The following is a 24,139-nucleotide window of genomic DNA, read 5'->3' as shown; positions in this document are numbered from 1 at the left end:
TTCCGGGGCGATGCGAAGCATCGAACCCGGAATCTCGAGATTCCGGGTCTGGTCCTTCGGACCATCCCGGAATGACGATCAGTTATCGCTCGTCGCTTCCTTCAAAACCTTCTGCAGCGTGTCGCCCTGCATCCGCGCGATGTCGTCCTGGTATTTCAGGAGCGCGCCCAGCGTGTCGCCGACGACTTGCGGCGTCAGCGAGCGGGCGTCGAGTTCGGTCAGCGCGGTGGCCCAGTCGATGGTCTCGGCAACGCCCGGCGACTTGTAGAAATCCTGATCGCGCAGCGCCTGCACGAAGCGCACCACCTGCTGCGAGAGCTTTGCGGAAATATCCGGCACGCGCGATTTGACGATCGCCAGCTCGCGCTCGGCATTGGGATAATCCACCCAGTGATACAGGCAGCGGCGCTTCAGCGCGTCGTGGATTTCACGGGTGCGGTTCGAGGTGATGATGACGATCGGCGCTTGCGGCGCCTTCACGGTGCCGAATTCGGGAATCGTGACCTGGAAGTCCGAGAGGATTTCCAGAAGATACGCCTCGAACGCCTCGTCGGCGCGGTCGAGTTCGTCGATCAGCAGCACCGGCGCGCCGGCCACATCGGGCTCCAGCGCCTGCAGCAGCGGCCGCTTGATCAGGAAACGCTCGGCAAAGATATCGCTGGAAAGCTGGTCACGGTCAGTGTCGCCGCCGGCTTCCGCCAGCCGGATCGCGATCATCTGCGCGGCGCTGTTCCACTCGTAGACCGCGGAGGCAACGTCGAGGCCTTCGTAGCACTGCAGACGGATCAGTTTGCGGCCAAGGGCGGCCGACAGCACCTTTGCGATTTCGGTCTTGCCGACGCCGGCCTCGCCTTCGAGGAACAACGGCCGTCCCATTCGCAGCGACAGATAGGTCACCGTCGCCAGCGAGCGCTCGGCGAGATAGCCGCGCGAGGTCAGCAATTCCTGCATCGCATCGACGGATTTCGGTAGCGCCGATGCACTCATGACAAAGCCAATCTTGCTGAGCCGGGAAACGGCAAACTTACTTCGCCGTCGCGGCTTCGACGGCGCGGCGCGTCAGCACGCCGATCAGATGCGCGCGATATTCGGCGCTGCCATGCAGGTCGCTGTTCAGCCCTTCGGCCGGAACGGAAACGCCATCGAGCACCTTGTGCGAGAAGCGCTTCTTCAACGCCTCTTCGAACGGTTCGGCGCGGAACACGCCGTCCGAGCCGGCACCGGTGACGGCGACGCGGACATCCGACGGACGCTTGGCGACGAACACGCCAACCAGCGCGTAGCGCGAGGCCTGGTTGCGGAATTTGATATAGGCCGCCTTCTTCGGCACCGGGAACATCACCTTGGTGATGATCTCGTCGCTTTCGAGCGCCGTCGTGAACAGGCCCTGGAAGAATTCTTCGGCCTTCAGCCGGCGCTTGTTGGTGACGATGGTGGCGCCGAGCGCCAGCACCGCGGCGGGATAATCCGCAGTCGGATCGTTGTTGGCGAGCGAGCCGCCGATGGTGCCTTTGTGGCGTACCGCAGGATCGCCGATCATGCCGGCGAGTTCGGCCAGCGCCGGAATGGCTTCGCCGACGACGGCCGAAGTCGCGACCGCGGCGTGCCTGGCGGTGGCGCCGATCACCAGCGAGCGGCCCTTCATCTCGATGCCGTCGAGGCCTTCGATATGGGAGAGATCGACCAGATGCGGCGGGCTCGCGAGCCGCTGCTTCATGACCGGCACCAGCGTGTGACCGCCGGCGATCACCTTGGCGTCTTCGTTCTTCACCAGGAGATTGGCGGCCTGACGCACGGTCGCGGGGCGATGGTATTTGAATTCGTACATGAGAACTTCCTGATCGCGGTCGCGATGAATTCGATGATGCGAGGCGGACTTACGCCAGGTCAGATTTAAGCAAGGTCGGATTTGGCCATCGCCTTGGCGCCGGCGGCGATCGAGGTCACGATGTTCTGATAGCCGGTGCAGCGGCACAAATTGCCTTCGAGCTCTTCGCGAATGACGTGGTCCGAGAGGTCGTTGCCCTTGCGGTGCACCAAATCGACCGCCGTCATGATCATGCCGGGGGTGCAGAAGCCGCATTGCAGGCCGTGGTGCTCGCGGAAGGCTTCCTGCATCGGATGCAGCGGCTCTCCGTCGGCGGCCAGGCCCTCGATGGTCCGCACTTCATGGCCATCGGCCATGACAGCCAGCGTGGTGCAGGATTTGACCGCCTTGCCGTCGAGATGGACGACGCAGGCGCCGCACTGCGAGGTATCGCAGCCGACATGGGTGCCGGTCAGCCGCAGGTTTTCGCGGAGAAACTGGACCAGGAGGGTACGGGAGTCGACATTGGCGTTTACGGGATTGCCGTTCACGATCAGGGAAATCTTGGCCATCAGCACTCTCTTGAGCTGCACTGCCGCATATCGGCTGCGCAGGCGTTTAAAATCGTTCCAAGGCCATAATATGGGCCATCCCGGCAATGAGCAACCGTGGCAGTCACTCACTTCCGGCATGGCCAGATACGGCTTAGCGGGACTCTTGACGGGATATTCGGGCTGGACTTGAGGCGGGAATCTTGGGCGGGGCCAAGAGGCAGCCAAGCCTCAACCCGGGATCAACCTTGCACCGCCTTGGCGAAATTGGCGAAGAACTCGTCGGCCAGTTTCTTGGCCGAGCCGTTGATCAGGCGCTGTCCGAGCTGGGCCAGCTTGCCGCCGATCTGGGCCTCGACATTATAGCTCAGCAAGGTGCCGCCATCCTTTTCGGCCAGCGCCACCGTGGCGCCGCCCTTGGCGAAACCGGCAACGCCGCCCTCGCCTTCGCCCGAGATCTTGTAGCCGTTGGGCGGGTCGAGATCGCTCAGCGTGACCTTGCCCTTGAAGCGGGCGGAGACCGGCCCGACCTTCATTTTGGCGGTGGCGCGGAAGCCATTGTCCTCGGTCTTCTCGAGCTCCTCGCAGCCGGGGATGCAGACCTTCAGCACCTCCGGATCGTTCAATTTGGCCCACACGGCCTCGCGCGGCGCCGCAAGCTGGACTTCGCCGTTCATCGTCATGGCCATGGTGGATGCCTCCTGTAACGCTTCAAAACCGTTCTCCCAAGTAATGCACGGCCGCGCATAAGGAAAGGCCGCCTTGGGACGATGAGCGATGCATATTCGCAAAGCCCAACAGGGATCGCCGCAATGCCGCAAATTTTGGCTCCCGGTGTTGTGACCGGGATACCGCCAGAAAATCAGGGGCGCCGGCATTGCCAACCCGGTTGGTATTACCAACCGGGTTGGCAGAGCCAACGGGGGATGGTTAGGTCCTCGCACAGATGAGCACATCCCTGTCCCCGTTGCTTGCCCCGATGCTGTCGAGCGCCGCGATGCGCGCGGTGTGCGACGATGCCGCATGCCTGCAGAACATGCTGGATTTCGAGGCCGCGCTGGCCCGCGCCGAAGCCGCGACCGGCGTTATTCCGAACAAGGCGGCGGGCCCGATCACGAACGCCTGCCGGGCCGAATCATTCGACCTCGCGGCATTGGCCGAGGCCGCGACGCGGTCGGGCAATCTCGCGATCCCGCTGGTCAAGGCGCTGACGGCGAACGTGGCGAAGCTGGACGCCGACGCCGCGCGCTACGTGCATTGGGGCGCGACCAGCCAGGACGTGATCGATACCGGCGCCATGCTCGGCCTGCGCGCCGGCATCGATGCGCTGCTTGACGACACCGCCCGCGCCATCGCCGGCTTTGCCAAACTGGCGCGCCAGCACCGCAACACCGCGGTGGTCGGCCGCACCTGGCTGCAGCATGCGCTGCCGATGCCGTTCGGGCTCAAGCTCGCCGAATATGCCGCGGCCCTGCATCGCTCGCAGAAGCGGCTGCGGCGGCTGCGCAGCGAGACGCTGGCGCTGCAGTTCGGCGGCGCCGCCGGCACGCTCGCCGCGCTCGGCGACCAGGGATTGGCGGTCGCCGAACAACTGGCGCAGGAGCTAAAACTGCCGCTGCCCGAGGCGCCCTGGCACACCCACCGCGACCGCATCGCGGAGGCCGCATCCGTGCTCGCCATTCTCGCCGGCACTTGCGGCAAGATCGCCCGCGATGTTTCCCTAATGATGCAGACCGACGTCGGCGAAGCCTTTGAACCATCAGGCGAAGGCCGCGGCGGCTCCTCCACCATGCCACACAAGCGCAACCCCGTGGCGGCCGCGACCGCGCTCGCCGCCGCCACCATGGCGCCCAATCTGGCGGCGACGATTTTTGCCGCCCAGGTTCAGGACCACGAACGCAGCGCCGGCCCCTGGCACGCGGAATGGCCGACCCTGCCGACCTTGCTGCTGGTCACCTCGGGGGCACTGGCCGCGACAGTCGATATCGCCGAAGGACTGGAAGTCGATGTGGCGCGGATGCGCGCCAATCTCGACGCCACCGATGGGCTGATCATGGCGGAAGCGGTGACATTCGCGCTGGCTGAGAAGATCGGCAAAAGCGACGCACATCATCTGATCGAGGCGGCCAGCAAGAAAGCGGTCGCCGAAAAGAAACATCTGCGCGACGTGCTGACGTCTGATGCAAAAGTCACCGCGCAGCTCAGCGCCGGGACGATCGCAGAACTGTTCGAGCCGATGGCCTATCAAGGCGCCTCGCAAGCCCTGATCGACCGCCTGCTCGCATCACTGGACGAGAAATAAGCTAGGTGTCATTGCCGGGCTTGACCCGGCAATCCATCTTCTTGAATAGAGTCTTTTTTGATGGATGCGCGGGTCCAGCCCGCGCATGACGAGGGAAAACACCATGCCGATGATCGACGCCGATGGGTGCCTGCTCAACGTATCCGTCGAAGGCCGCGACGGCGGACCGACGCTGATGCTGTCGAATTCGCTGGGCTCGACCATGCAGATGTGGGAGCCGCAGATGAAGGCGCTGACGCAGGTGTTTCGCGTCATCCGTTACGACCGGCGCGGCCATGGCAAGTCCAACGTGCCGCCCGGCCCCTATTCGATGGAACGGTTCGGCCGCGACGTGCTGGCGATCCTCGACGATCTCAATATTGCCAAGACGCATTGGTGCGGGCTGTCGATGGGCGGCATGGTCGGACAATGGCTGGGGGCCAACGCGCCTGATCGATTCGGCAAACTCATCCTCGCCAACACCGCCTGCCACTATCCGGACCCGACCAACTGGCACAACCGCATCAAGGCGGTGAAGGAAGGCGGCATCGCCGCGGTCGCCGACACCGTGATCGGGGGCTGGCTGACGGCGGATTTTCGCGAGCGCGAGCCGCAGATCACCGCCAACATGAAGGCGATGATGCTGGCAACACCCGTCGAGGGCTACCTCGCCTGCTGCGAGGCGCTGTCGACGCTGGATAACCGCGAGATGCTGCCGAAGATCAAGAGTCCGACCCTGGTGATCGCCGGACGCCACGACATGTCGACGCCGATTGCAGCCGGTGAATTCATCCGCAGCCAGATTCCCGGCGCCAGCATGACGATCCTCGATGCCGCACATATTTCCAATGTCGAGCAACCGCACGCCTTCACCGACGCGGTGGTCGGCTTCCTGACGCAACGCTAACTCTAACAGCCGTCATTGCGAGGAGCGAAGCGACGAAGCAATCCATACTTCCTCAACGGGACAATGGATTGCTTCGCGGAGTTTATCATCGGGTGCGCATTCGCGCGACCCGGTGGCTCGCAATGACGAAAGGAGAGAACCCATGGACGACGACAAGCGCCGCGAGAACGGCATGACCCAGCGCCGAAAAGTGCTCGGCAATGAATGGGTCGACAAATCGATCGCGGGCCGCAACGCGTTCAACACCGATTTCCAGGACCTGATCACCCGCTATGCCTGGGGCGATATCTGGACCCGGCCGCATTTCGATCACCGCACAAGGCGCGTGCTCGTGATCGGCACCATGGTCGCGCTCGGCCAATGGGATGAATTCCGCCTGCATGTGCGCGCGGCCCTCGCCGAGGGCGGCTTCACGCCCGATGATATCAAGGAAATCATCCTGCAGCAGGCGATCTATTGCGGCGTGCCCGCGGCCAACCACGCCGTCAAGGAAGCCGCAGGGATCGTCGCCGAACTAGGTCTGCTGAAGGGATAGCTCGCCCGAGCCGGCGCCGGCATCCGCCGGTCTCTGCGCCGGCGCCTCGACCAGCATCACGATCACGGTGCCGAGCATCATCAACAGTTCGGCCGCATGCATCCGAAGGGCGGCGGTCTCACCGGCCTGCGACGCCATCAGCACGCCCGCAAAGCTGATGACGCTGCCGATCGCCAGCGCCATGCCGAGCGCTTCGTTGCAGCCGCCACTCTTGCGGATCGCCGCGCGGGTCACGAACACCAGGAAGACCGCAAAGAACGCCACGACCGTCATCCGCCCGAGCGCCAATAGCCAGGCGAAACGGACGGTCGCCGTGCCCGCCAGTTGCAGATGATCGCTGACGAACAAAGCGAGCGAAATGTTGGGCCGGTCGTAGAGGCCATGGATCGGCGAAACCATGATCTTGAACGCGATGATGGTCCAGGCCGGGATGAAATACGCCGCCAGCAGCGCGCCGCTGAGTGAACTGATCCGCCAGTGTTTGGCCATGTCGCTTCCCGTTGGCTCCGCCGCGCTTCGAGGCGGCGGGCTGACGGCGACGTAACTCCCTTAAACGGCGAGCGGCAATTTAAACCATTTGTTTACCTTAATTGGACGGCGGCCGGCCTGGCCGCATACAGGAAAAGCCCCGCCTTTCGGCGGGGCCTTCCTTAACTCTCGCTTACGTTCGAACCAGCGGTCCTGCGAACTAGCGGTCCTGATCGGGCATCTCGCCCGGTCGCTCGCCCTGACGGCGGCTCGGATCCTGCTGCTGCTGACCGGGCTTTTGACCGCCGCCCTGCTGCTGCTGGCCTGGCTTCTGACCCGGATTCTGGTTCTGCTGGCCCGGCTTTTGGGTCGGGTTGCTCATGTGGGGATCTCCCTTGTTGAACACAGTCGGGGGCAACGGAAAGTCCGGGCTTTGGTTGCGAGGGGAACACCGGTTCCGGCGGGATGATTGCGCGGCAAAGCCGTGTTGGCATTGTGACCGGGGAACCGGGAGCTCAAAACTAGCTCTGTACAAGCCCTTTAAGCTGGAGCCAGCGCTGTTGCCGCCCCCGGTTCCAAACTGTAAGAAAACGATACGACGCGTCGGACAAGGCTGCCGGGGGCCCTCGCCGTGTCGCTCACGGACGTAGCGTTTTCGAGCGAAGCGGATACCGGTTCGCGTGAAGAAAACGCGTCAAAACAAAACTAGAGCCTGTTCGCTCAGCCGAACAGGCTCCAACGGCAGCGCATGGATTATTTCGCCCAGCAACTGATCAACGGCCTCGTGCTCGGCTCGATCTACGGCCTGATCGCCATCGGCTACACCATGGTCTATGGCATTGTCGGCATGATCAATTTCGCTCATGGCGATATTTTCATGATCGGCGGCTTCATTGCCCTGATCACGTTCCTGATCCTGGTTTCGTTCGGCCTGACCGCAATCCCCCTGATCCTGCTGATCGTGCTGCTGGTATCGATGGCGATCACCGCGCTGTATGGCTGGACGGTGGAGCGCATCGCCTACCGGCCGCTGCGGCATTCGTTCCGCCTCGCCCCGATGCTGTCGGCCATCGGTATGTCATTCGTGCTGACCAATTATTCCCAAGTCGCCCAGGGCGCGCGCGTCAAGCCGGTGCCGCCGATCATCACCGGCGGCTACACGCTGCATGAGGGCTCCGGCGGCTTCGTGGTGCAGTTGTCCAACATCCAGATCATCGTGGTGATCACGACCGTCGTGCTGCTCGCGCTGTTCACCTGGCTGGTATCGAGCACGCGGCTCGGCCGCGACATGCGCGCCTGCGAGCAGGACCAGACCATGGCCTCGCTGCTCGGCGTTGACGTCGACCGCACCATCTCCATGACCTTCGTGATCGGTGCGGCGCTCGCCGCGGTCGCCGGCATGATGTACCTGCTCTATTACGGCCTGGTCGATTTCTTCATGGGCTTCGTCGCCGGCATCAAGGCGTTCACCGCCGCCGTGCTCGGCGGCATCGGCTCGCTGCCCGGCGCGATGCTGGGCGGACTGCTGATCGGGCTGATCGAGACGCTGTGGTCGGCCTACTTCTCGGTCGAGTACAAGGACGTCGCGGCGTTCTCGATCCTGATCGTCGTGCTGATCTTCCTTCCGACCGGCCTGCTCGGCCGGCCTGAAGTCGAAAAAGTCTGACGGGCCGCAGCGTGAGCGCAAACCCCGCCGCCGCCATGCAAGCCACACGCGCACCCGGCGTCGCCTTCATCTTCAAGAAAGCCCTGATCAGCGCGCTGGTCGCGCTGGTGTTGTTCTCGCTGATGATCGGCGTGCGCACCGAAGCAGGATCCGACGGACAGCTGACCTACTGGACCCGCTTCGGCGACCTCGCCATGATGGTCGCGACCGTGTTCGGCGGCAGCATCGTCGTCGAGTTGCTGCGGCAATGGTGGGGACCGGTCGGCACCGTGCGCGTCGTGCCGGCACAGGTAACATCGGCGCTTTCGCTCGCGGGTCGCCTCGTCGCGCCGGTGCTCTTGATCTTCACCTTTCTGGTGCCGGTGATCTTCTACAACGAACGCTACATTCTCGACCTCGGCATCCTCGTGCTGACTTACGTCATGCTCGGATGGGGATTGAACGTGGTGGTCGGCCTCGCCGGCCTGCTCGACCTCGGCTATGTCGCGTTCTACGCGGTCGGCGCCTATTCCTACGCGCTGCTGGCGACCAATTTCGGACTGTCGTTCTGGATCTGCCTGCCGCTGGCCGGCATCCTCGCCGCGTTCTGGGGCGTGCTGCTCGGTTTTCCCGTGCTGCGATTGCGCGGCGACTATCTCGCCATCGTCACCCTCGCCTTTGGCGAGATCATCCGCCTCGTCCTGCTCAACTGGCAAAGCCTGACCGGCGGTCCGAACGGCGTCTCCGGCATTCCGCGGCCGACCATGTTCGGCATTCCGCTGTCGCCGGGCGACGACGGGCTTGCGGTCAAACTCGGCATCGAATTCTCACCGACCCACCGCATCGTCTTTCTGTTCTATTTGATCCTGGCGCTGGCGCTGCTCACCAACTGGGTCACGATTCGCCTGCGCCGCCTGCCCATCGGCCGCGCCTGGGAAGCCTTGCGCGAGGATGAGGTCGCCTGCCGCGCGCTCGGCATCAACACGACAACGACAAAACTGACGGCGTTTGCGACCGGCGCGATGTTCGGCGGTCTCGCCGGCGCGTTCTTCGCGACCAGACAAGGCTTCATCAGTCCGGAATCCTTCACCTTCCATGAATCGGCGCTGGTGCTGGCGATCGTGGTGCTGGGCGGCATGGGCTCGCAGCTGGGCGTGGCGCTGGCGGCGCTTGCCATGATCGGCGGCTTCGAACTGTTCCGCGGGCTCGACCAGTACCGCATGCTGGTGTTCGGCATGGCGATGGTGCTGTTGATGATCTGGCGCCCGCGCGGCCTGATCGGTCATCGCGCGCCGACCGTGTTCCTGGAGCGCAACCAGGCGATCTCGTCCGACCTCGTCAAGGAGGGGCACGGATGAGCGCCGATCACACCCTTGACCACATCCTTTCCGTCGATCATTTGTCGATGCGCTTCGGCGGCATCGTCGCGGTCAACGACCTCTCCTTCGGCGCCGAACGGCGCAAGATCACCGCGCTGATCGGACCGAACGGCGCCGGCAAGACCACCGTCTTCAACTGCATCACCGGCTTCTACAAGCCGACCAGCGGCAGCTTGCGGCTGGCGCATGATGACGGCCACACCATCCAGCTCGAACGGCTGAACGATTTCCGGATTTCCAAGCAGGCGAAAGTCGCGCGCACCTTCCAGAACATCCGGCTCTTCCCCGGCATGACGGCACTGGAGAACTTGATGGTGGCGCAGCACAATGCGCTGATGCGCGCCTCCGGCCTTACCCTGCTCGGGCTGATCGGCGCGCCGTCCTGGCGCGTCGCGGAGAAAGCGGCGATCGATCTGGCGCGAACGTGGCTGGAGCGCATTGATCTGTTGGACCGCGCCGACGATGCCGCCGGCAACCTGCCCTATGGCGATCAGCGCCGCCTCGAAATCGCGCGCGCGATGTGCACTGAACCCGCACTGCTCTGCCTCGACGAGCCGGCCGCCGGGCTCAACGCGCGGGAGAGCGCAAGCCTGAGCGAACTGCTGCTCTCGATCCGCGCGAACCAGGGCACCTCGATCCTCCTGATCGAGCACGACATGTCGGTGGTGATGGAAATCTCCGACCACGTCGTCGTGATGGACTACGGCGTCAAGATCGCCGAGGGCACGCCGCAACACGTCCGCGACGACCCCAAGGTGATCGCCGCCTATCTCGGCGCCGACGAGGAGGAAGCCATCGCGGTGATGGAGAGCGGAACGTGACCGCATCATCCCCAACAACGCCGCTGCTGGCGATCCGCGGCCTGCGCGCGGCCTATGGCAAGATCGAGGCGCTGAAAGGCGTCGATCTCGAGGTCGGCGCCGGCGAGATCGTCGCCCTGATCGGCGCCAACGGCGCCGGCAAATCGACTTTGATGATGACGGTGTTCGGCAGGCCCCGCGCCCGCGCCGGCCGGATCGAATATGACGGCCAGGACATCACCGCCGTGCCGACGCACGAGATCGCGCGGCTGCGCATCGCCCAATCCCCGGAAGGCCGCCGGATTTTCCCGCGCATGAGCGTGGCGGAAAACCTGCAGATGGGCGCCGACGCGACCGACTCCAGCGAGGCCGACCGCGCCAGCGGCCTGGAGCGCATTTTTACGCTGTTCCCGCGGCTCAAGGAGCGCATGACCCAGCGCGGCGGCACCTTGTCGGGCGGCGAGCAGCAGATGCTGGCGATCGGCCGCGCCCTGATGAGCCGGCCGCGCCTGCTGATGCTCGATGAGCCGTCGCTCGGCCTGGCCCCCCTGATCGCGCGGCAGATTTTCGACGCCATCCGGACCCTGAACCGGCAGGACGGCCTGACCGTGCTGATCGTCGAGCAAAACGCCAATCACGCGCTGAAACTCGCCCATCGCGGCTATGTCATGGTCAACGGCCTGATCACGCTCTCCGGCACCGGCAGCGAATTGCTGCAGCGCCCGGAAATCCGCGCCGCCTATCTGGAGGGCGGCCGGCGGGGCTAGCGTTGCCCAGGCCGGCGGCGAAAACCGCCCGCTGCGGCAAGATGCTGCGAACGGACCGTGGATTTGCCCGAAATTTGCCGATGACTTCGCCGCAAAATCAGCGGACAATGGCCCCGGTTTGCGTACCCGGGCCACCGGGTGCGTCCCGTAGCGATTATCCCCGCGAGGACACTCATGAAATCACTGAAACTCATCGGCCTGGCATTGGGCGCAACGTTTGCGCTATCGGCAAGCGCGCTGGCGCAGGACATCAATATTGCAGTGGCGGGCCCGATGACGGGCGGCGAATCCGCGTTCGGCCGGCAGATGAAAAACGGTGCCGAACAGGCGGTGGCCGACATCAACGCCGCCGGCGGCGTCGCCGGCAAGAAGCTGGCGCTGCAGGTCGGCGACGATGCCTGCGATCCCAAGCAGGCGCGCTCGGTGGCGGAAAAGTTCGCCAGCGCGAAGATCCCGTTCGTCGCCGGTCACTTCTGCTCGTCCTCGTCGATCCCGGCGTCGGAAGCCTATGCCGACGGCAACGTGCTGCAGATTACGCCGGCCTCGACCAACCCGCTGTTCACCGAGCGCAAGCTCTGGAACGTGGCGCGCGTCTGCGGCCGCGACGATCAGCAGGGCCTGGTCGCCGCCGATTACATCGTCAAGAACTACAAAGGCAAGAACGTCGCCATCCTCAACGACAAGACCACCTACGGCAAAGGCCTCGCCGACGAAACCAAGAAGGCGCTCAACAAGGCCGGCGTCACCGAGAAGATGTTCGAATCCTACAACAAGGGCGACAAGGATTTTAACGCGATCGTGTCGCGGCTGAAGCGCGACAATATCGATCTGGTCTTTGTCGGCGGTTACCATCAGGAATCCGGCCTCATCCTGCGCCAGATGCGCGACCAGGGCCTGAAGACGGTGTTGATGGCGGGCGACGCCTTGAACGACAAGGAGTTCGCCTCGATCGCAGGTCCCGCCGCCGAAGGCACGCTGTTCACCTTCGGTCCCGACCCGCGCAACAAGGCGACCGCCAAGGAGATCGTCGCCAAGTTCAAGGCCAAGAACATCGATCCCGAAGGCTACACCCTCTACACCTACGCCACGATTCAGGTCTGGTCGAAGGCGGTGGCAAAGGCCGGTACGACCGATCCGAAGAAGGTGATGGAAACCATCAAGGCCGGCGAGTGGGATACCGTGCTCGGCAAGATGGGCTTCGATGCCAAGGGCGACATCAAGGCGATCGACTACGTCGTCTACAAGTGGGATGCCAAGGGCAACTACACCGAGATCAATCCGAAGGGTTCTTAAGACCCCTTACCGCTTTTGTTAGCAACGAACGCCCCGGCTTGCCGGGGCGTTTTCGTTTGCAGCGTGTCCATCAAGGAAACCCGGAACGCCACAAAGGTTAACGGCCGTTCGCGATACGGAACTTTTTTCCGGGGGGCTGTGGAACCAAATGGAGCCGAAGGTTTTGGAGAATAGTTCGGGCTGGGTTCCATGTCATTGATTTTGCTGCATCACTATTGTTCCACCTTGATCTCGGACTGGGCGACACGTCTTATGACGCAGATCGCATACCAGCATTCAGATTCGCGCGACCTCGCCGCGAGGAGACACCATGAGTGATCTTTCCCCTGAAGCCCCGGTCCGCCGTGTGTCGAAGGCCAAACCGCAAGCGAATGGCAAGCCCGACCCGATGCAGGACCTGCTGCACGCGCTGCAGGCGATGCGCTCCGGCGATTTCTCGGTGCGGATGACCGGCGATCATCTCGGCATCGAGGGCAAGATCGCCGACACCTTCAATGAGATCGTCGCCGCCAATCAACGAATGGCGCAGCAACTGGAGCGGGTCGGACAGGTCGTCGGCCGCGAGGGCAAAACCCGCCAGCGCGTCAAATTCGATCTTTCGAGCGGCTCGTGGGCGGACATGGAAGGGTCGGTCAACACCCTGATCGACGATCTGCTATGGCCAACGCGCGAGGTGACCCGGGCGGTCGCCGCCGTGGCGCAGGGAGACCTGCTGCAGACCGTGCAACTCGATGTCGATGGCCGCCCGCTGGGCGGCGAATTTTTGCAGTCCGCCAACATCGTCAACACGATGATCAAACAGCTCAGCGTGTTCACCTCGGAAGTGACGCGCGTGGCGCGCGAGGTCGGCACCGAGGGCAAGCTCGGCGGCCAGGCGCAGGTGCCGGAAGTGACCGGCGTCTGGAAGGATTTGACCGAGAGCGTCAACTCCATGGCCAACAACCTCACCGGCCAGGTCCGCAACATCGCCGAAGTCACCATCGCGGTCGCCAATGGCGACTTGTCGAAAAAGATCACGGTCGACGTCCGCGGCGAGATCCTGCAGCTGAAGGAAGCCATCAATACGATGGTGGACCAACTGCGTTCGTTCGCCTCCGAAGTGACACGTGTGGCCCGCGAAGTCGGCACCGACGGCAAGCTCGGCGGTCAGGCGATCGTGCCCGGCGTCGCCGGCACCTGGAAGGATCTCACCGACTCCGTCAACGCGATGTGCGGCAACCTCACCGCGCAGGTCCGCAACATCGCCAACGTCACCACCGCCGTCGCCCGCGGCGACCTCTCGCGCAAGATCACGGTCGACGTCCGCGGCGAAATTCTGGAATTGAAAGACACCATCAACACGATGGTGGACCAGCTCAACTCCTTCGCTTCGGAAGTGACGCGCGTCGCGCGCGAGGTCGGCACCGAAGGAAAATTGGGCGGTCAGGCCCAGGTGCCCGGCGTCGCCGGTACCTGGAAAGACCTCACCGACAACGTCAACTTCATGGCCTCCAACCTGACCGCGCAGGTCCGCAACATTGCCGACGTCGCGACCGCGATCGCGGGCGGCGACCTTTCCAAGAAGATCACGGTGAACGTGTCGGGTGAAATCCTTCAGCTGAAGGAAACGCTCAATACGATGGTCGACCAGCTCAATGCGTTTGCCGGCGAAGTGACGCGCGTCGCGCGCGAAGTCGGTACCGACGGGCGGCTCGGCGGTCAGGCCAACGTGCTCGGCGTCGCCGGCACCTGGAAGGATCTCACCGAGAGCGTCAACTCGATGGCCAGCAACCTGACGGCTCAGGTCCGCAACATCGCCGAAGTGACGACGGCGGTCGCCAATGGCGACTTGTCCAAGAAGATCACGGTGGACGTGCGCGGCGAAATTCTGGAGCTGAAGGACACCGTCAACACGATGGTCGACCAGCTCAACGCGTTTGCCGGCGAAGTGACGCGCGTCGCGCGCGAGGTCGGCACCGAAGGCAAGCTCGGCGGCCAGGCGCTGGTGCGCGGCGTCGCCGGCACCTGGAAGGATTTGACCGACAGCGTCAACTCGATGGCCAGCAACCTCACCGGCCAGGTGCGAAACATCGCCGAAGTCGCCACCGCCGTCGCCAAGGGCGATTTGTCCAAGAAGATCACCGTCAACGTGTCGGGCGAAATCCTTCAGCTGAAGGAAACGCTGAACACGATGGTCGACCAGCTCAACGCCTTTGCCGGCGAAGTGACGCGCGTGGCGCGCGAGGTCGGTACCGACGGCAAGCTCGGCGGCCAGGCCGAAGTGCCCGGCGTCGCTGGCACCTGGAAGGACTTGACGGACAGCGTCAACTCGATGGCCGGCAATCTGACCGCGCAGGTCCGCAACATCGCCGAAGTGGCGACCGCGATCGCCGGCGGCGACCTGTCGCGCAAGATCACCGTGGACGTGCGCGGCGAGATCCTGCAGCTCAAGGAAACGCTCAACACGATGGTCGACCAGCTCAACCGTTTCGCGGGCGAAGTGACCCGCGTGGCGCGCGAGGTCGGCACCGAAGGCCGGCTCGGCGGCCAGGCCAACGTGCCCGGTGTGGCCGGCACCTGGAAGGATCTTACCGACAACGTCAACTCGATGGCCGGCAACCTCACCGGCCAGGTCCGCAACATCGCCGAAGTGACCACGGCGGTGGCGAAGGGCGATCTGTCCAAGAAGATCACCGTGGACGTCAAGGGCGAAATTCTCGAGCTGAAGAACACCGTCAACACGATGGTCGACCAGCTCAACGCCTTCGCCTCCGAAGTGACGCGCGTGGCGCGCGAAGTCGGCACCGAAGGCAAGCTCGGCGGCCAGGCGCAAGTGCCTGAAGTCGCCGGCACCTGGAAGGATCTCACCGACAACGTCAACTTCATGGCTTCCAACCTGACGGCGCAGGTCCGCAACATCGCCGAGGTCGCGACCGCGATCGCCGGCGGCGATCTGTCCAAGAAGATCACGGTGGACGTGCGTGGCGAAATCCTGCTGCTCAAGGACACCTTGAACACGATGGTCGAACAGCTGCGCTCGTTCGCGGCCGAAGTGACCCGCGTCGCGCGTGAAGTCGGTACCGAGGGACGCCTCGGCGGCCAGGCGGTGGTGCCCGGCGTCGGCGGAACGTTCAAGGACCTGACCGACAACGTCAACCTGCTGGCGGCCAACCTGACGACGCAAGTCCGCAACATCGCCGAGGTCACCACGGCGGTGGCGCGCGGCGACTTGTCGCGCAAGATCACGGTCGACGTGAAGGGCGAAATCCTCGAACTGAAGAACACCATCAACACGATGGTCGATCAGTTGAACGCGTTCGCCGGCGAAGTCACCCGCGTCGCGCGCGAGGTCGGCACCGAAGGCAAGCTCGGCGGACAGGCGCAGGTGCCCGGCGTCGCCGGTACCTGGAAGGACCTCACCGACACCGTCAACTTCATGGCCGCCAACCTCACCGAACAGGTGCGCGGCATCGTCAAGGTGGTGACCGCGGTCGCCAACGGCGATTTGAAGCAGGACCTGACGGTGAAATCGAAGGGCGAAGTCGCCGCTCTCGCCGATACCATCAACAACATGACCGAGACGCTGGCGACGTTCGCCGATCAGGTCACCTCGGTGGCGCGCGAAGTCGGCGTCGAAGGACGGCTCGGCGGTCAGGCCAACGTGCCGGGCGCCGCCGGCACCTGGAAGGACCTCACCGGTAACGTCAACCTGCTGGCCGCCAATCTGACCTCGCAGGTGCGCGCCATTGCCGAGGTCGCGACCGCGGTGACAAAGGGCGACCTCACCCGCTCGATCCAGGTCGATGCGCGCGGCGAAGTCGCCGAGCTCAAAGACAACATCAACACCATGATCGGCAATCTCCGCCTGACCACGGACGTGAACTCGGAACAGGACTGGCTGAAGACCAACCTCGCCAAATTCACCAACATGCTGCAGGGCCAGCGCGATCTCACCACGGTCGGCCGGCTGCTGCTCACCGAACTGACGCCGCTGGTGAACGCCCATATGGGCGTCATCTACCGCGTCGAAAGCGAAGACAACCGGCAACTGCGCCTGCTCTCGGCTTACGCCGGCGACGGCAACCACCCTCACCCGCAATTCGTGCAATTCGGCGAGGGACTGATCGGGCAATCCGCATTGGACAAGCGCCAGCGCGTGATCTCGGACATCCCGGCTGACACCGTGCCGATCAATTCGGCGTTGCTCCGCGTGATTCCGAAAAACCTCGTGGTGCTGCCCGTCCTGTTCGAAAACCAGGTCAAGGCGGTGATCGAGCTTTCCTCCGTCAGCTCGTTCACGACCTCACAGATGACCTTCCTCGAACAGCTCACCGACAGTATCGGCATCGTGCTCAACAGCATCGAGGCCACGATGCAGACCGAAGGCCTGCTGAAGCAGTCGCAGCAGCTCGCCGGCGAACTGCAGACCCAGCAGAAGGAACTGCAGCAGACCAACGAACAGCTCGAGCAGAAGGCCCAGCAGCTCGCCGAACGCAACGTCGAGGTGGAAAGAAAGAACCAGGAAATCGAACAGGCGCGGCGCGCGCTCGAGGAGAAGGCGACCGAGCTTTCGCTGACGTCGAAGTACAAGTCCGAATTCCTCGCCAACATGTCGCACGAGCTGCGCACGCCGCTCAACAGCATCCTGATCCTCGGCCAGCAGCTCACCGAAAACCCCGACGGCAATCTGTCGGCGAAGCAGGTCGAATTCGCCCGCACCATCCACGGCGCCGGCACCGACCTGCTCAATCTGATCAGCGATATTCTCGACCTGTCGAAGATCGAATCCGGAACGGTGACGGTCGACGCCGAGGAAATCCTCACCTCGAGCCTTTTGGAAACCGTCGGCCGGCCGTTCAGGCACGAAGCCGACAACCGCCAGCTCTCGTTCAACATCAGCGTCGACGAGAACCTCGCCCGCAGCATGGTAACCGACTCCAAACGCCTGCAGCAGGTGCTGAAGAACCTGCTGTCGAACGCGTTCAAGTTCACCGCCGAAGGCGGCGTGCGGCTGACCGTGTCCGCCGCGCTCGGCGGATGGAGCGCGGAGCACCCGATCCTGAACCATGCCCCCGCCGTCGTGGCCTTCGAGGTCACCGACACCGGCATCGGCATTCCGCCGGAAAAACAGAAGCTGATCTTCGAAGCGTTCCAGCAGGCGGATGCCGGCACCAGCCGGAAATATGGCGGCACCGGCCTTGGCCTCGCCATCAGCCGCGAACTTGCAAGCCTGCTCGGCGGCGAGATTCATCTGCGCAGCGCCCCGGGCAAGGGCAGCACCTTCATTCTATATCTGCCCTTGAAATATTCCGGGCCCACCGTCGCGCCGCGCACCCCTGCCCCGTCGCCCTATCTGACCGCGCCGGCGCTGCCGGTTGCCGCGATCCAGGAGCGGGTGATCGAGCAACTGCCGGATGACCGGCTCAACCTCGAGGCCGGCGACACCATCCTCCTGATCGTCGAGGACGATCCGCATTACGCGCGGGTGCTGATCGATCTCGCCCGCGACAAGGGCTTCAAGGTCCTGGTCGCCAATCGCGGCGCCGAAGCGCTCGAACTCGCCAAGCAGTTCCAGCCCACGGCGGTGTCGCTCGATGTGTTCCTGCCGGACATGCTGGGCTGGACCGTGCTCAGCCAGCTCAAGCACAATCCGCTGACCCGGCACATTCCGGTGCAGATCATCACGCTCGACGAGGACCGCCAGCACGCGCTGGCACGCGGCGCATTCTCGTTCGTCAACAAGCCGACCACGACCGAAGGCGTCAGCGCCGCACTGTCCCAGATCAAGGAGTACGCCAAGCCGCGGCGCAAGCGTCTTCTGATCGTGGAAGACAACGCCGCCGAGCAGATGAGCATCAAGGCCCTGCTCGATCACGTGGACATCGAGATTCTCACCACGGATACCGGCGCCGGCGCCCTCTCGACCCTGCGCGACAACCCCTGCGACTGCGTCGTGCTGGACCTGCGGTTGCCGGACATGAGCGGTTTCGAGGTGCTCGACCAGATCCGCAACGACGAGGCGCTGTCGAACGTGCCGGTGGTCGTGTTCACGGGACGGGAACTTTCCGCCGAGGAAGACGCGGAACTCCACACCATGGCCCGCAGCATCGTGGTCAAGGGCGTGGAATCGCCGGAACGCCTGCTCGACGAAACGTCGCTGTTTTTGCACCGTGTGATCACGGAATTGCCGGTCGAAAAGCAGAGGATGCTGGAGAAGCTCAATAGTTCCGATGAGGATCTCGTTGGCAAGACCGCGCTTCTGGTGGACGACGACGCCCGCAACATCTTCGCGCTGTCGAGCGTGCTGGAACGGCGCGGCATGAAGGTGCTGACGGCGACCACCGGGCATGAGGCCATTGCGCTGGTCGAATCCAATCCCAAGATAGCGATCGTGCTGATGGATATCATGATGCCGCAAATGGACGGCTACCAGACCATCGGGGTCATCAGGCAAAACCCGTCGTTTGGCCGCCTCCCTATCATCGCGCTCACCGCGAAGGCGATGAAGGGCGACCGCGAGAAGTGCCTCGAGGCCGGAGCGTCGGACTATCTGGCAAAACCAGTCAACACCGAGCAGTTACTCCTCGCCATCCGTATGTGGCTCCACCGCTGATCGGCGTGCAGATGATGGACCAAGAGAAAGTAAACATACTTCTGGTGGACGATCAGCCGGCAAAGCTGCTCGCCTATGAGGTCATCCTGAAGGAGCTTGGAGAGAACCTGGTCTCGGCCGCCTCGGGGCGCGAGGCGCTCGAGTTCCTGCTGAAGAACGACGTCGCCATCATCCTGGTCGACGTTTGCATGCCGGAACTGGACGGTTTCGAGCTCGCCGCGATGATCCGCGAACATCCCCGTTTCCAGAAGACGGCGATGATCTTCATCTCGGCGATCCAGGTCAGCGATCTGGACCGGCTGCGCGGCTACGAGATGGGCGCGGTCGACTACGTTCCGGTGCCGGTGGTGCCTGAAGTGTTGCGCGCCAAGATCAAGGTGTTCGCCGAACTCTATCGCAAGACCCGTCAGCTGGAGCGGCTCAACGTCGAGCTCGAGGACCGGGTTCGCGCCCGCACCGCCGAACTGGAAGAATCCCATGCGCGGCTCTTGGAAAGCGAGCAGCGCCGGAGTCTGGCGATCGCCGCGGGAAAGATGGGGTCGTGGGACTGGGACTGGGTCAATGGCGACTGGATGTGGGACGAGGGCCAGTATCAAATTCTCGGCGTCGATCCCGGCAGCATTGAGCTGACACCGGCCAATATTCAGGCCCTGATCCATCCGGACGACGTCCCGGAACTGCACGATGCGTGGGCGAGTTTCGCCAGAGGCGCAAAATCGTACGAGGCGGAATTTCGCGTCATCCGCCCGGATGGCGAAGTGCGCTGGTGCGCGGGAACGGCCGCGGCGAGCACCGACAAGGACGGCCGCGTCATCCGCGTCAGCGGCGTGACGGTCGACATCACCGAACGCAAACAGGCCGAAGAACGCCAAAACCTGCTCGCCCGCGAAGTCGACCACCGCGCCAAGAACGCGCTGGCGCTGGCGCAGTCGATCGTTCGGCTGACGCGCGGCGAAAACGTCAAGAGCTACATCCGCTCGGTGGAAGGCCGCATCACCGCGCTCGCACGGGTGCACACCGTGCTTTCGCTGTCGAGCTGGCAAGGCGCTGAAATAGGCAAGCTGATCGACGAAGAGCTGGCGCCATATTCGATGGGCGATCAGATCGCATTGCGCGGCGCCGAGGTGCAGCTGCAACCGGCGACCGCACAGACGGTGGCCTTGGCGCTGCACGAGCTCGTCACCAATTCGGCCAAGTATGGCGCCCTGTCGGCGTTGACAGGCCGGCTATCGGTAAAGTGGGAGCTCGAGTCGGGCCTTCTCGAACTCGTCTGGATGGAGACCGGCGGGCCGGTGGTCGAAAAACCGGTATCAAGGGGATTCGGCACACGGAGCGTTATCGCCAGCATCGAGTCGCAACTCGGCGGAAAGGCCGAATTCGATTGGCGGCCCGAAGGTCTCGTGTGCCGGCTCGTGGTTCCGCTGGCGCGCCAGACCGCGCCCGATCCGGTTCCGCCTCGGGAAACCGTGGCGGATAAAGCCGGCAGCAGGCGCGTTGGACAGTCGTCCCGGCCGTGACGGCTGAAGGGGCGGATTACAGCGCCGTCGCCCCGGCAACGGAGCCCGCCGATGGCCGCACCGCTTCACGGGCCGCGTCGATCGCGCGGATCAGGTCGTTCGGACGAAACGGCTTTTGCAGGCAGACCACGTCAGCCAGTTCAGGTGATTTGGACAGGAAGTCGAGCGCCGTCATGCCGGATATCGCGACAACAGGCAGGTCGGGCACCCGTTCGCGCATCCTCGCGATAACATCGGAGCCGTTCGAACCCTGCAGGAAGATATCGACGATCGCGAGGTCGAAATCGGCAGCTTCGAATGCCTTCAATCCCGCTTCGGCGGTGGCGGCTTCGACGATTTCGAATTGGTTGATCCGCAGCACGATCGAGATCATCGTGCGCACGTCCGATTGGTCGTCGATCACAAGAACACGGGGCATCAAAAAATCCCAGACCGTCGTGCAACAGCCTACGATGAAAACTTCCGATGCAGGCGCAACGCTCCTCACTTTATTCGACGTTTCGGTAAAGAGGCGGTTACCTTGACCAAGCCTTTCCGAGCAGGGGCCGAACAGGTAGTATGTACCCTGAGTTGATTCCATTTGGCCCGACCTCATTGTAGACTTGACGTGCCCATTTCGGCCCCTGAGCAGCTCCGCGTCTCCTGCCTGTTTTAGGTCTGTTAGTCCTCCCGATCGAAATCCGCCTATCGGCTAGATACCCCACTTCGGTGGATAGGTTAATGTTCGCGCATTTGGTGCTGGCCCGGTGGCGCGTTCGATGCCAGTTTGCCAGGGACAACGATGCAGACGGCTGACGAACGCAACATCTTTCTATCGACCCTGCCGGCAACCAGCCGCGACCGCAGGGCTGCGCTGGCAGTGGTCGGCGTCTCGACGGTTCTGTTTGTCATCGCGGCAGTTTTTGCCAGAGTGCCGCTTGCCCCCGTCCCGGCTTTCATTCCAAGTTATCAATCCGCGCTCGCGATCAACGATCTCATCACCGCGATCCTGCTGTTCTCGCAGTTCTCGATCGTGCGCTCGCGGGCGCTGCTGCTGCTCGCGAGCGGCTATTTGTTCACCGCGGCCGCTGCGATCGTTCACGCCCTGACCTTTCCAGGTGTCTTTGCTCCGACCGGGCTGCTCAATGCCGGCCCGCAGACAACGGCCTGGCTTTATCAGATCTGGCACATCGGATTTCCGGTTCTCGTGCTCGGCTATGCGTTCCTGAAGGACAAGGATGGCGGCCCGAAAATACCGGGATCCGAGGTACGGGCGATCCTGGGCAGCATCATCGCGGTTGCGGCTGCCATTTCCTTTGCCGCCTGGTTCGTCACCGCCAGACATGACCTGCTGCCGACGATGATCAGTGGCGGACATTTCACCTACATCCTGATCGGTACCCTGTCGGCGGAAGTGCTTCTCAGCTTCGCGGCGCTGCTGATCCTGTGGCATCGGCGACCGCATTCCGTGCTCGACGTCTGGCTGATGGTCGTGATGTGTGCCTGGATGTACGACATCGCGCTGTCCGGAATTCTCAACGCGGCCAGGTTCGATCTGGGGTTTTACGCCGGCCGGATCTACGGACTTTGTGCGGCCAGTTTCGTCCTCGCAGTGCTGCTGATCGACAATGTCGCCCTGCAAGGCCAGTTGGCCCGGCTGCTCGAAAAGCTGCGCCGCCAGGCGGCGTCCGAGCGCAGCCTCCACACCGAGCGCGAACGTCTTTTCAGCGCGGTCGTCGAATCCTCCAACGACGCCATCATCACCAAATCGCTCGACGGCATCATCACCGGCTGGAATCGCGCCGCCGAGCGCCTGTTCGGGTTCGTTTCGATCGAAGCCGTGGGCCGGCACGTTGACCTCATTGTTCCGGCAGACCGCCGCGCCGAGGTTCGCAACATCCTCCAACAGGTCCGCCGTGGCGAGAGGATCGAAGACTTCGAAACGGTGCGCACCCACAAGGACGGACGAAGCGTGGATGTCTTGCTGACCATCGCGCCGATCCGGTCCGCCGCCGGCGAAATTGTCGGCGCATCGAAGATCGCGCGCGACATTACCGATAGCAAGCGAACGCAAAAGGCGCTCAACCAGGAGATCGAAGAACGGCAACGCATCTTCGAAACCTCGCACGACCTGATCTTCGTCACCGACAGCAGCGGGAATTTCATCCAGGTCAGTCCGAGCGCCAAGATCATTCTCGGTTACGATCCGGCCGAAATGATCGGCCGGAGCGCCATCCATTTCATCCACCCCGAGGATCTCGACAGCACGCGCAACGAGATGCGCGCGGCGCGGCGCGGAAACCAGCTGCGAAATTTCGAGACCCGCTACATGCACAAGGACGGACAGTCCGTCACATTGAACTGGACCGGCACGTGGTCGGAGCCGGTGAAACGGCATTTCTTCATCGGCCGCGACCTCACCGAGAAGCAGGCGGCGGAAGCCCAGTTGCGGCACATCCAGAAGATGGACGCGATCGGCCAGCTGACCGGCGGCGTCGCGCACGACTTCAACAACATCCTGACCGTGATCACCGGGACCATCGGAATCCTGGAGGAATCGGTTGCCGACAAGCCCGAACTCGTCGCCATTACCAGATTGATCGACGAAGCCGCCGAACGCGGCGCCAACCTGACCAAGCATCTGCTGGCCTTTGCCCGCAAGCAGCCGCTGCAGCCCGTTGAAGTCGACGTCAATGGGCTGGTGCTGGAGGCCGCCAAACTGCTGCACCCGACGCTCGGCGAAAACGTCGAGATCACGCCGCTGCTGGCCGAGGATGCATGGACGGCCCTGGTCGATCCGAACCAGCTCTCGACGGCGGTGCTCAACCTTGCTCTCAACGCGCGCGACGCCATGCCCAATGGCGGCAAGCTCGCGCTCGAGACCGGCAACATCTATCTCGACGAGAACTACGCCGGCATGAACAGCGAGGTCGTGCCCGGCCATTATGTGATGGTCGCGGTGAGCGATACCGGCACCGGAATCCCCGCAGCGCTGATCGAGCGGGTGTTCGATCCCTTCTTCACCACCAAGGAGGTCGGCAAGGGCACCGGCCTCGGGCTCAGCATGGTGTTCGGTTTCGTCAAGCAGTCAGGCGGCCATATCAAGATCTACAGCGAGGAAGGCCACGGCACGTCGGTCAAGATGTACCTGCCGCGCGCCACGGGATTGAACCAGACCGCCGCCGAAGCCGCGATATCAGCCAATGTCGAGGGCGGCACCGAGACCGTTCTCGTCGTCGAAGACGATTCGCTGGTCCGCCGTTACGTGATGACGCAGATCGAAAGCCTCGGCTACACCACGCTCGAGGCGGCCAATGCCAGCGAGGCCCTGCAGATCATCGATACCGCCCCGACGCTGCATTTGCTCTTCACCGACGTCATCATGCCGGGCATGATGAATGGCCGCCAGCTGGTCGACGAGGCGCTGAAACGACGCCCGTCGCTGAAGACCCTGTACACATCAGGGTATACCGAAAACGCCATCGTTCACCACGGCCGCCTCGATTCCGGCGTGCTGCTGCTCGCCAAGCCGTACCGCAAGTCCGAACTCGCCAGGATGTTCAGACTGGCGCTTGGCAGTTGAAGCCTTGTTGACGGCCGATATATCGGCGAGGATGA

Annotated in this window: 18 protein-coding genes; 11 read left to right on the top strand and 7 right to left on the bottom strand. The window is 63.5% G+C overall.

Annotated features, from left to right (window positions below; all coding sequences use genetic code 11):
• Positions 1 to 78: 78 nt before the first annotated feature.
• The 4 genes from JQ567_RS34900 to JQ567_RS34885 all read right to left on the bottom strand — a co-directional run bounded on the left by JQ567_RS34900 (position 79) and on the right by JQ567_RS34885 (position 3,047).
• Positions 79 to 987, bottom strand: a complete 909-nt coding sequence (locus JQ567_RS34900; RefSeq protein ID WP_212443020.1) for a MoxR family ATPase — start codon at positions 985 to 987, stop codon at positions 79 to 81.
• A 37-nt stretch (positions 988 to 1,024) separates the two neighbouring features.
• Entirely contained in the window at positions 1,025 to 1,828 is an 804-nt protein-coding gene (locus JQ567_RS34895) for a xanthine dehydrogenase family protein subunit M (protein ID WP_212443019.1), read from the bottom strand.
• Between the two features lie 65 nt (positions 1,829 to 1,893).
• Positions 1,894 to 2,379, bottom strand: a complete 486-nt coding sequence (locus JQ567_RS34890) for a (2Fe-2S)-binding protein (protein ID WP_212443018.1) — start codon at positions 2,377 to 2,379, stop codon at positions 1,894 to 1,896.
• Positions 2,380 to 2,600: 221 nt separating this feature from the next.
• Complete coding sequence (locus tag JQ567_RS34885) at positions 2,601 to 3,047, bottom strand: CoxG family protein (RefSeq protein WP_211996306.1); 447 nt, start codon at positions 3,045 to 3,047, stop codon at positions 2,601 to 2,603.
• A gap of 257 nt (positions 3,048 to 3,304) precedes the next feature.
• Here JQ567_RS34885 and JQ567_RS34880 point away from each other — a divergent pair, with 257 nt between their 5' ends.
• The 3 genes from JQ567_RS34880 (at position 3,305) to JQ567_RS34870 (ending at position 6,081) form a co-directional block, all read left to right on the top strand.
• A complete protein-coding gene (locus tag JQ567_RS34880) occupies positions 3,305 to 4,660 on the top strand; it encodes a 3-carboxy-cis,cis-muconate cycloisomerase (RefSeq protein WP_212443017.1) in 1,356 nt (451 codons plus the stop codon).
• A 103-nt stretch (positions 4,661 to 4,763) separates the two neighbouring features.
• On the top strand, positions 4,764 to 5,546 hold the full coding sequence (gene pcaD, locus JQ567_RS34875) for a 3-oxoadipate enol-lactonase (protein ID WP_212443016.1): 783 nt from the start codon (positions 4,764 to 4,766) through the stop codon (positions 5,544 to 5,546).
• Positions 5,547 to 5,688: 142 nt separating this feature from the next.
• Positions 5,689 to 6,081: a carboxymuconolactone decarboxylase family protein gene (locus JQ567_RS34870; protein ID WP_212443015.1), complete on the top strand. Its 393-nt coding sequence runs from the start codon at positions 5,689 to 5,691 to the stop codon at positions 6,079 to 6,081.
• Here JQ567_RS34870 and JQ567_RS34865 read toward each other — a convergent pair.
• Together JQ567_RS34865 and JQ567_RS34860 are read right to left on the bottom strand one after the other, a co-directional pair.
• The gene (locus tag JQ567_RS34865; RefSeq protein WP_212443014.1) at positions 6,061 to 6,570 is read right to left on the bottom strand and encodes a hypothetical protein; all 510 of its coding nucleotides are present in this window, start codon (positions 6,568 to 6,570) and stop codon (positions 6,061 to 6,063) included. The two genes, JQ567_RS34870 and JQ567_RS34865, sit on opposite strands and share 21 nt — an antisense overlap.
• Positions 6,571 to 6,769: 199 nt before the next feature.
• Complete coding sequence (locus JQ567_RS34860; protein ID WP_212265932.1) at positions 6,770 to 6,931, bottom strand: hypothetical protein; 162 nt, start codon at positions 6,929 to 6,931, stop codon at positions 6,770 to 6,772.
• Between the two features lie 366 nt (positions 6,932 to 7,297).
• Between JQ567_RS34860 and JQ567_RS34855 the strand changes: the two genes are divergently transcribed.
• The 7 genes from JQ567_RS34855 to JQ567_RS34825 all read left to right on the top strand — a co-directional run bounded on the left by JQ567_RS34855 (position 7,298) and on the right by JQ567_RS34825 (position 20,542).
• The gene (locus JQ567_RS34855; RefSeq protein ID WP_212443013.1) at positions 7,298 to 8,215 is read left to right on the top strand and encodes an ABC transporter permease subunit; all 918 of its coding nucleotides are present in this window, start codon (positions 7,298 to 7,300) and stop codon (positions 8,213 to 8,215) included.
• A gap of 35 nt (positions 8,216 to 8,250) precedes the next feature.
• Positions 8,251 to 9,552, top strand: coding sequence for a high-affinity branched-chain amino acid ABC transporter permease LivM (livM, locus tag JQ567_RS34850; protein ID WP_212443023.1), 1,302 nt, complete (start codon positions 8,251 to 8,253; stop codon positions 9,550 to 9,552).
• Complete coding sequence (locus JQ567_RS34845) at positions 9,549 to 10,394, top strand: ABC transporter ATP-binding protein (RefSeq protein ID WP_212443012.1); 846 nt, start codon at positions 9,549 to 9,551, stop codon at positions 10,392 to 10,394. The genes livM and JQ567_RS34845 overlap by 4 nt, the downstream gene beginning before the upstream one ends.
• Entirely contained in the window at positions 10,391 to 11,140 is a 750-nt protein-coding gene (locus JQ567_RS34840) for an ABC transporter ATP-binding protein (protein WP_212443011.1), read from the top strand. The genes JQ567_RS34845 and JQ567_RS34840 overlap by 4 nt, the downstream gene beginning before the upstream one ends.
• A 174-nt stretch (positions 11,141 to 11,314) precedes the next feature.
• Positions 11,315 to 12,433, top strand: a complete 1,119-nt coding sequence (locus tag JQ567_RS34835) for a branched-chain amino acid ABC transporter substrate-binding protein (protein ID WP_212443010.1) — start codon at positions 11,315 to 11,317, stop codon at positions 12,431 to 12,433.
• A 310-nt stretch (positions 12,434 to 12,743) separates the two neighbouring features.
• Positions 12,744 to 19,025, top strand: a complete 6,282-nt coding sequence (locus JQ567_RS34830) for a HAMP domain-containing protein (RefSeq protein ID WP_212443009.1) — start codon at positions 12,744 to 12,746, stop codon at positions 19,023 to 19,025.
• Between the two features lie 14 nt (positions 19,026 to 19,039).
• Entirely contained in the window at positions 19,040 to 20,542 is a 1,503-nt protein-coding gene (locus JQ567_RS34825) for an HWE histidine kinase domain-containing protein (protein ID WP_212443008.1), read from the top strand.
• A gap of 16 nt (positions 20,543 to 20,558) precedes the next feature.
• On the opposite strand, the gene JQ567_RS34820 is transcribed toward JQ567_RS34825, so the two are convergent.
• On the bottom strand, positions 20,559 to 20,960 hold the full coding sequence (locus JQ567_RS34820; protein WP_212443007.1) for a response regulator: 402 nt from the start codon (positions 20,958 to 20,960) through the stop codon (positions 20,559 to 20,561).
• Between the two features lie 363 nt (positions 20,961 to 21,323).
• On the opposite strand from JQ567_RS34820, the gene JQ567_RS34815 reads away from it, so the two are divergent.
• Complete coding sequence (locus tag JQ567_RS34815) at positions 21,324 to 24,104, top strand: PAS domain S-box protein (RefSeq protein ID WP_212443006.1); 2,781 nt, start codon at positions 21,324 to 21,326, stop codon at positions 24,102 to 24,104.
• Positions 24,105 to 24,139: the final 35 nt, after the last annotated feature.

It is taken from the genome of Bradyrhizobium sp. AUGA SZCCT0431, from assembly GCF_018131065.1.
GTDB lineage: Bacteria > Pseudomonadota > Alphaproteobacteria > Rhizobiales > Xanthobacteraceae > Bradyrhizobium.
This window is presented reverse-complemented; position numbering and strand designations above follow the sequence as displayed.

What these genes read in the sequence shown, in the direction of transcription:
- JQ567_RS34865 (WP_212443014.1), bottom strand. Translation starts at nt 6,570, where the DNA reads ATGGCCAAACACTGGCGGATCAGTTCACTCAGCGGCGCGCTGCTGGCG.
- JQ567_RS34880 (WP_212443017.1), top strand. Translation starts at nt 3,305, where the DNA reads ATGAGCACATCCCTGTCCCCGTTGCTTGCCCCGATGCTGTCGAGCGCC.
- JQ567_RS34830 (WP_212443009.1), top strand. Translation starts at nt 12,744, where the DNA reads ATGAGTGATCTTTCCCCTGAAGCCCCGGTCCGCCGTGTGTCGAAGGCC.
- JQ567_RS34855 (WP_212443013.1), top strand. Translation starts at nt 7,298, where the DNA reads ATGGATTATTTCGCCCAGCAACTGATCAACGGCCTCGTGCTCGGCTCG.
- JQ567_RS34815 (WP_212443006.1), top strand. Translation starts at nt 21,324, where the DNA reads ATGCAGACGGCTGACGAACGCAACATCTTTCTATCGACCCTGCCGGCA.
- JQ567_RS34820 (WP_212443007.1), bottom strand. Translation starts at nt 20,960, where the DNA reads ATGCCCCGTGTTCTTGTGATCGACGACCAATCGGACGTGCGCACGATG.
- JQ567_RS34835 (WP_212443010.1), top strand. Translation starts at nt 11,315, where the DNA reads ATGAAATCACTGAAACTCATCGGCCTGGCATTGGGCGCAACGTTTGCG.
- JQ567_RS34870 (WP_212443015.1), top strand. Translation starts at nt 5,689, where the DNA reads ATGGACGACGACAAGCGCCGCGAGAACGGCATGACCCAGCGCCGAAAA.
- JQ567_RS34890 (WP_212443018.1), bottom strand. Translation starts at nt 2,379, where the DNA reads ATGGCCAAGATTTCCCTGATCGTGAACGGCAATCCCGTAAACGCCAAT.
- JQ567_RS34860 (WP_212265932.1), bottom strand. Translation starts at nt 6,931, where the DNA reads ATGAGCAACCCGACCCAAAAGCCGGGCCAGCAGAACCAGAATCCGGGT.
- JQ567_RS34845 (WP_212443012.1), top strand. Translation starts at nt 9,549, where the DNA reads ATGAGCGCCGATCACACCCTTGACCACATCCTTTCCGTCGATCATTTG.
- pcaD (WP_212443016.1), top strand. Translation starts at nt 4,764, where the DNA reads ATGCCGATGATCGACGCCGATGGGTGCCTGCTCAACGTATCCGTCGAA.
- livM (WP_212443023.1), top strand. Translation starts at nt 8,251, where the DNA reads ATGCAAGCCACACGCGCACCCGGCGTCGCCTTCATCTTCAAGAAAGCC.
- JQ567_RS34900 (WP_212443020.1), bottom strand. Translation starts at nt 987, where the DNA reads ATGAGTGCATCGGCGCTACCGAAATCCGTCGATGCGATGCAGGAATTG.
- JQ567_RS34825 (WP_212443008.1), top strand. Translation starts at nt 19,040, where the DNA reads ATGGACCAAGAGAAAGTAAACATACTTCTGGTGGACGATCAGCCGGCA.
- JQ567_RS34885 (WP_211996306.1), bottom strand. Translation starts at nt 3,047, where the DNA reads ATGGCCATGACGATGAACGGCGAAGTCCAGCTTGCGGCGCCGCGCGAG.
- JQ567_RS34895 (WP_212443019.1), bottom strand. Translation starts at nt 1,828, where the DNA reads ATGTACGAATTCAAATACCATCGCCCCGCGACCGTGCGTCAGGCCGCC.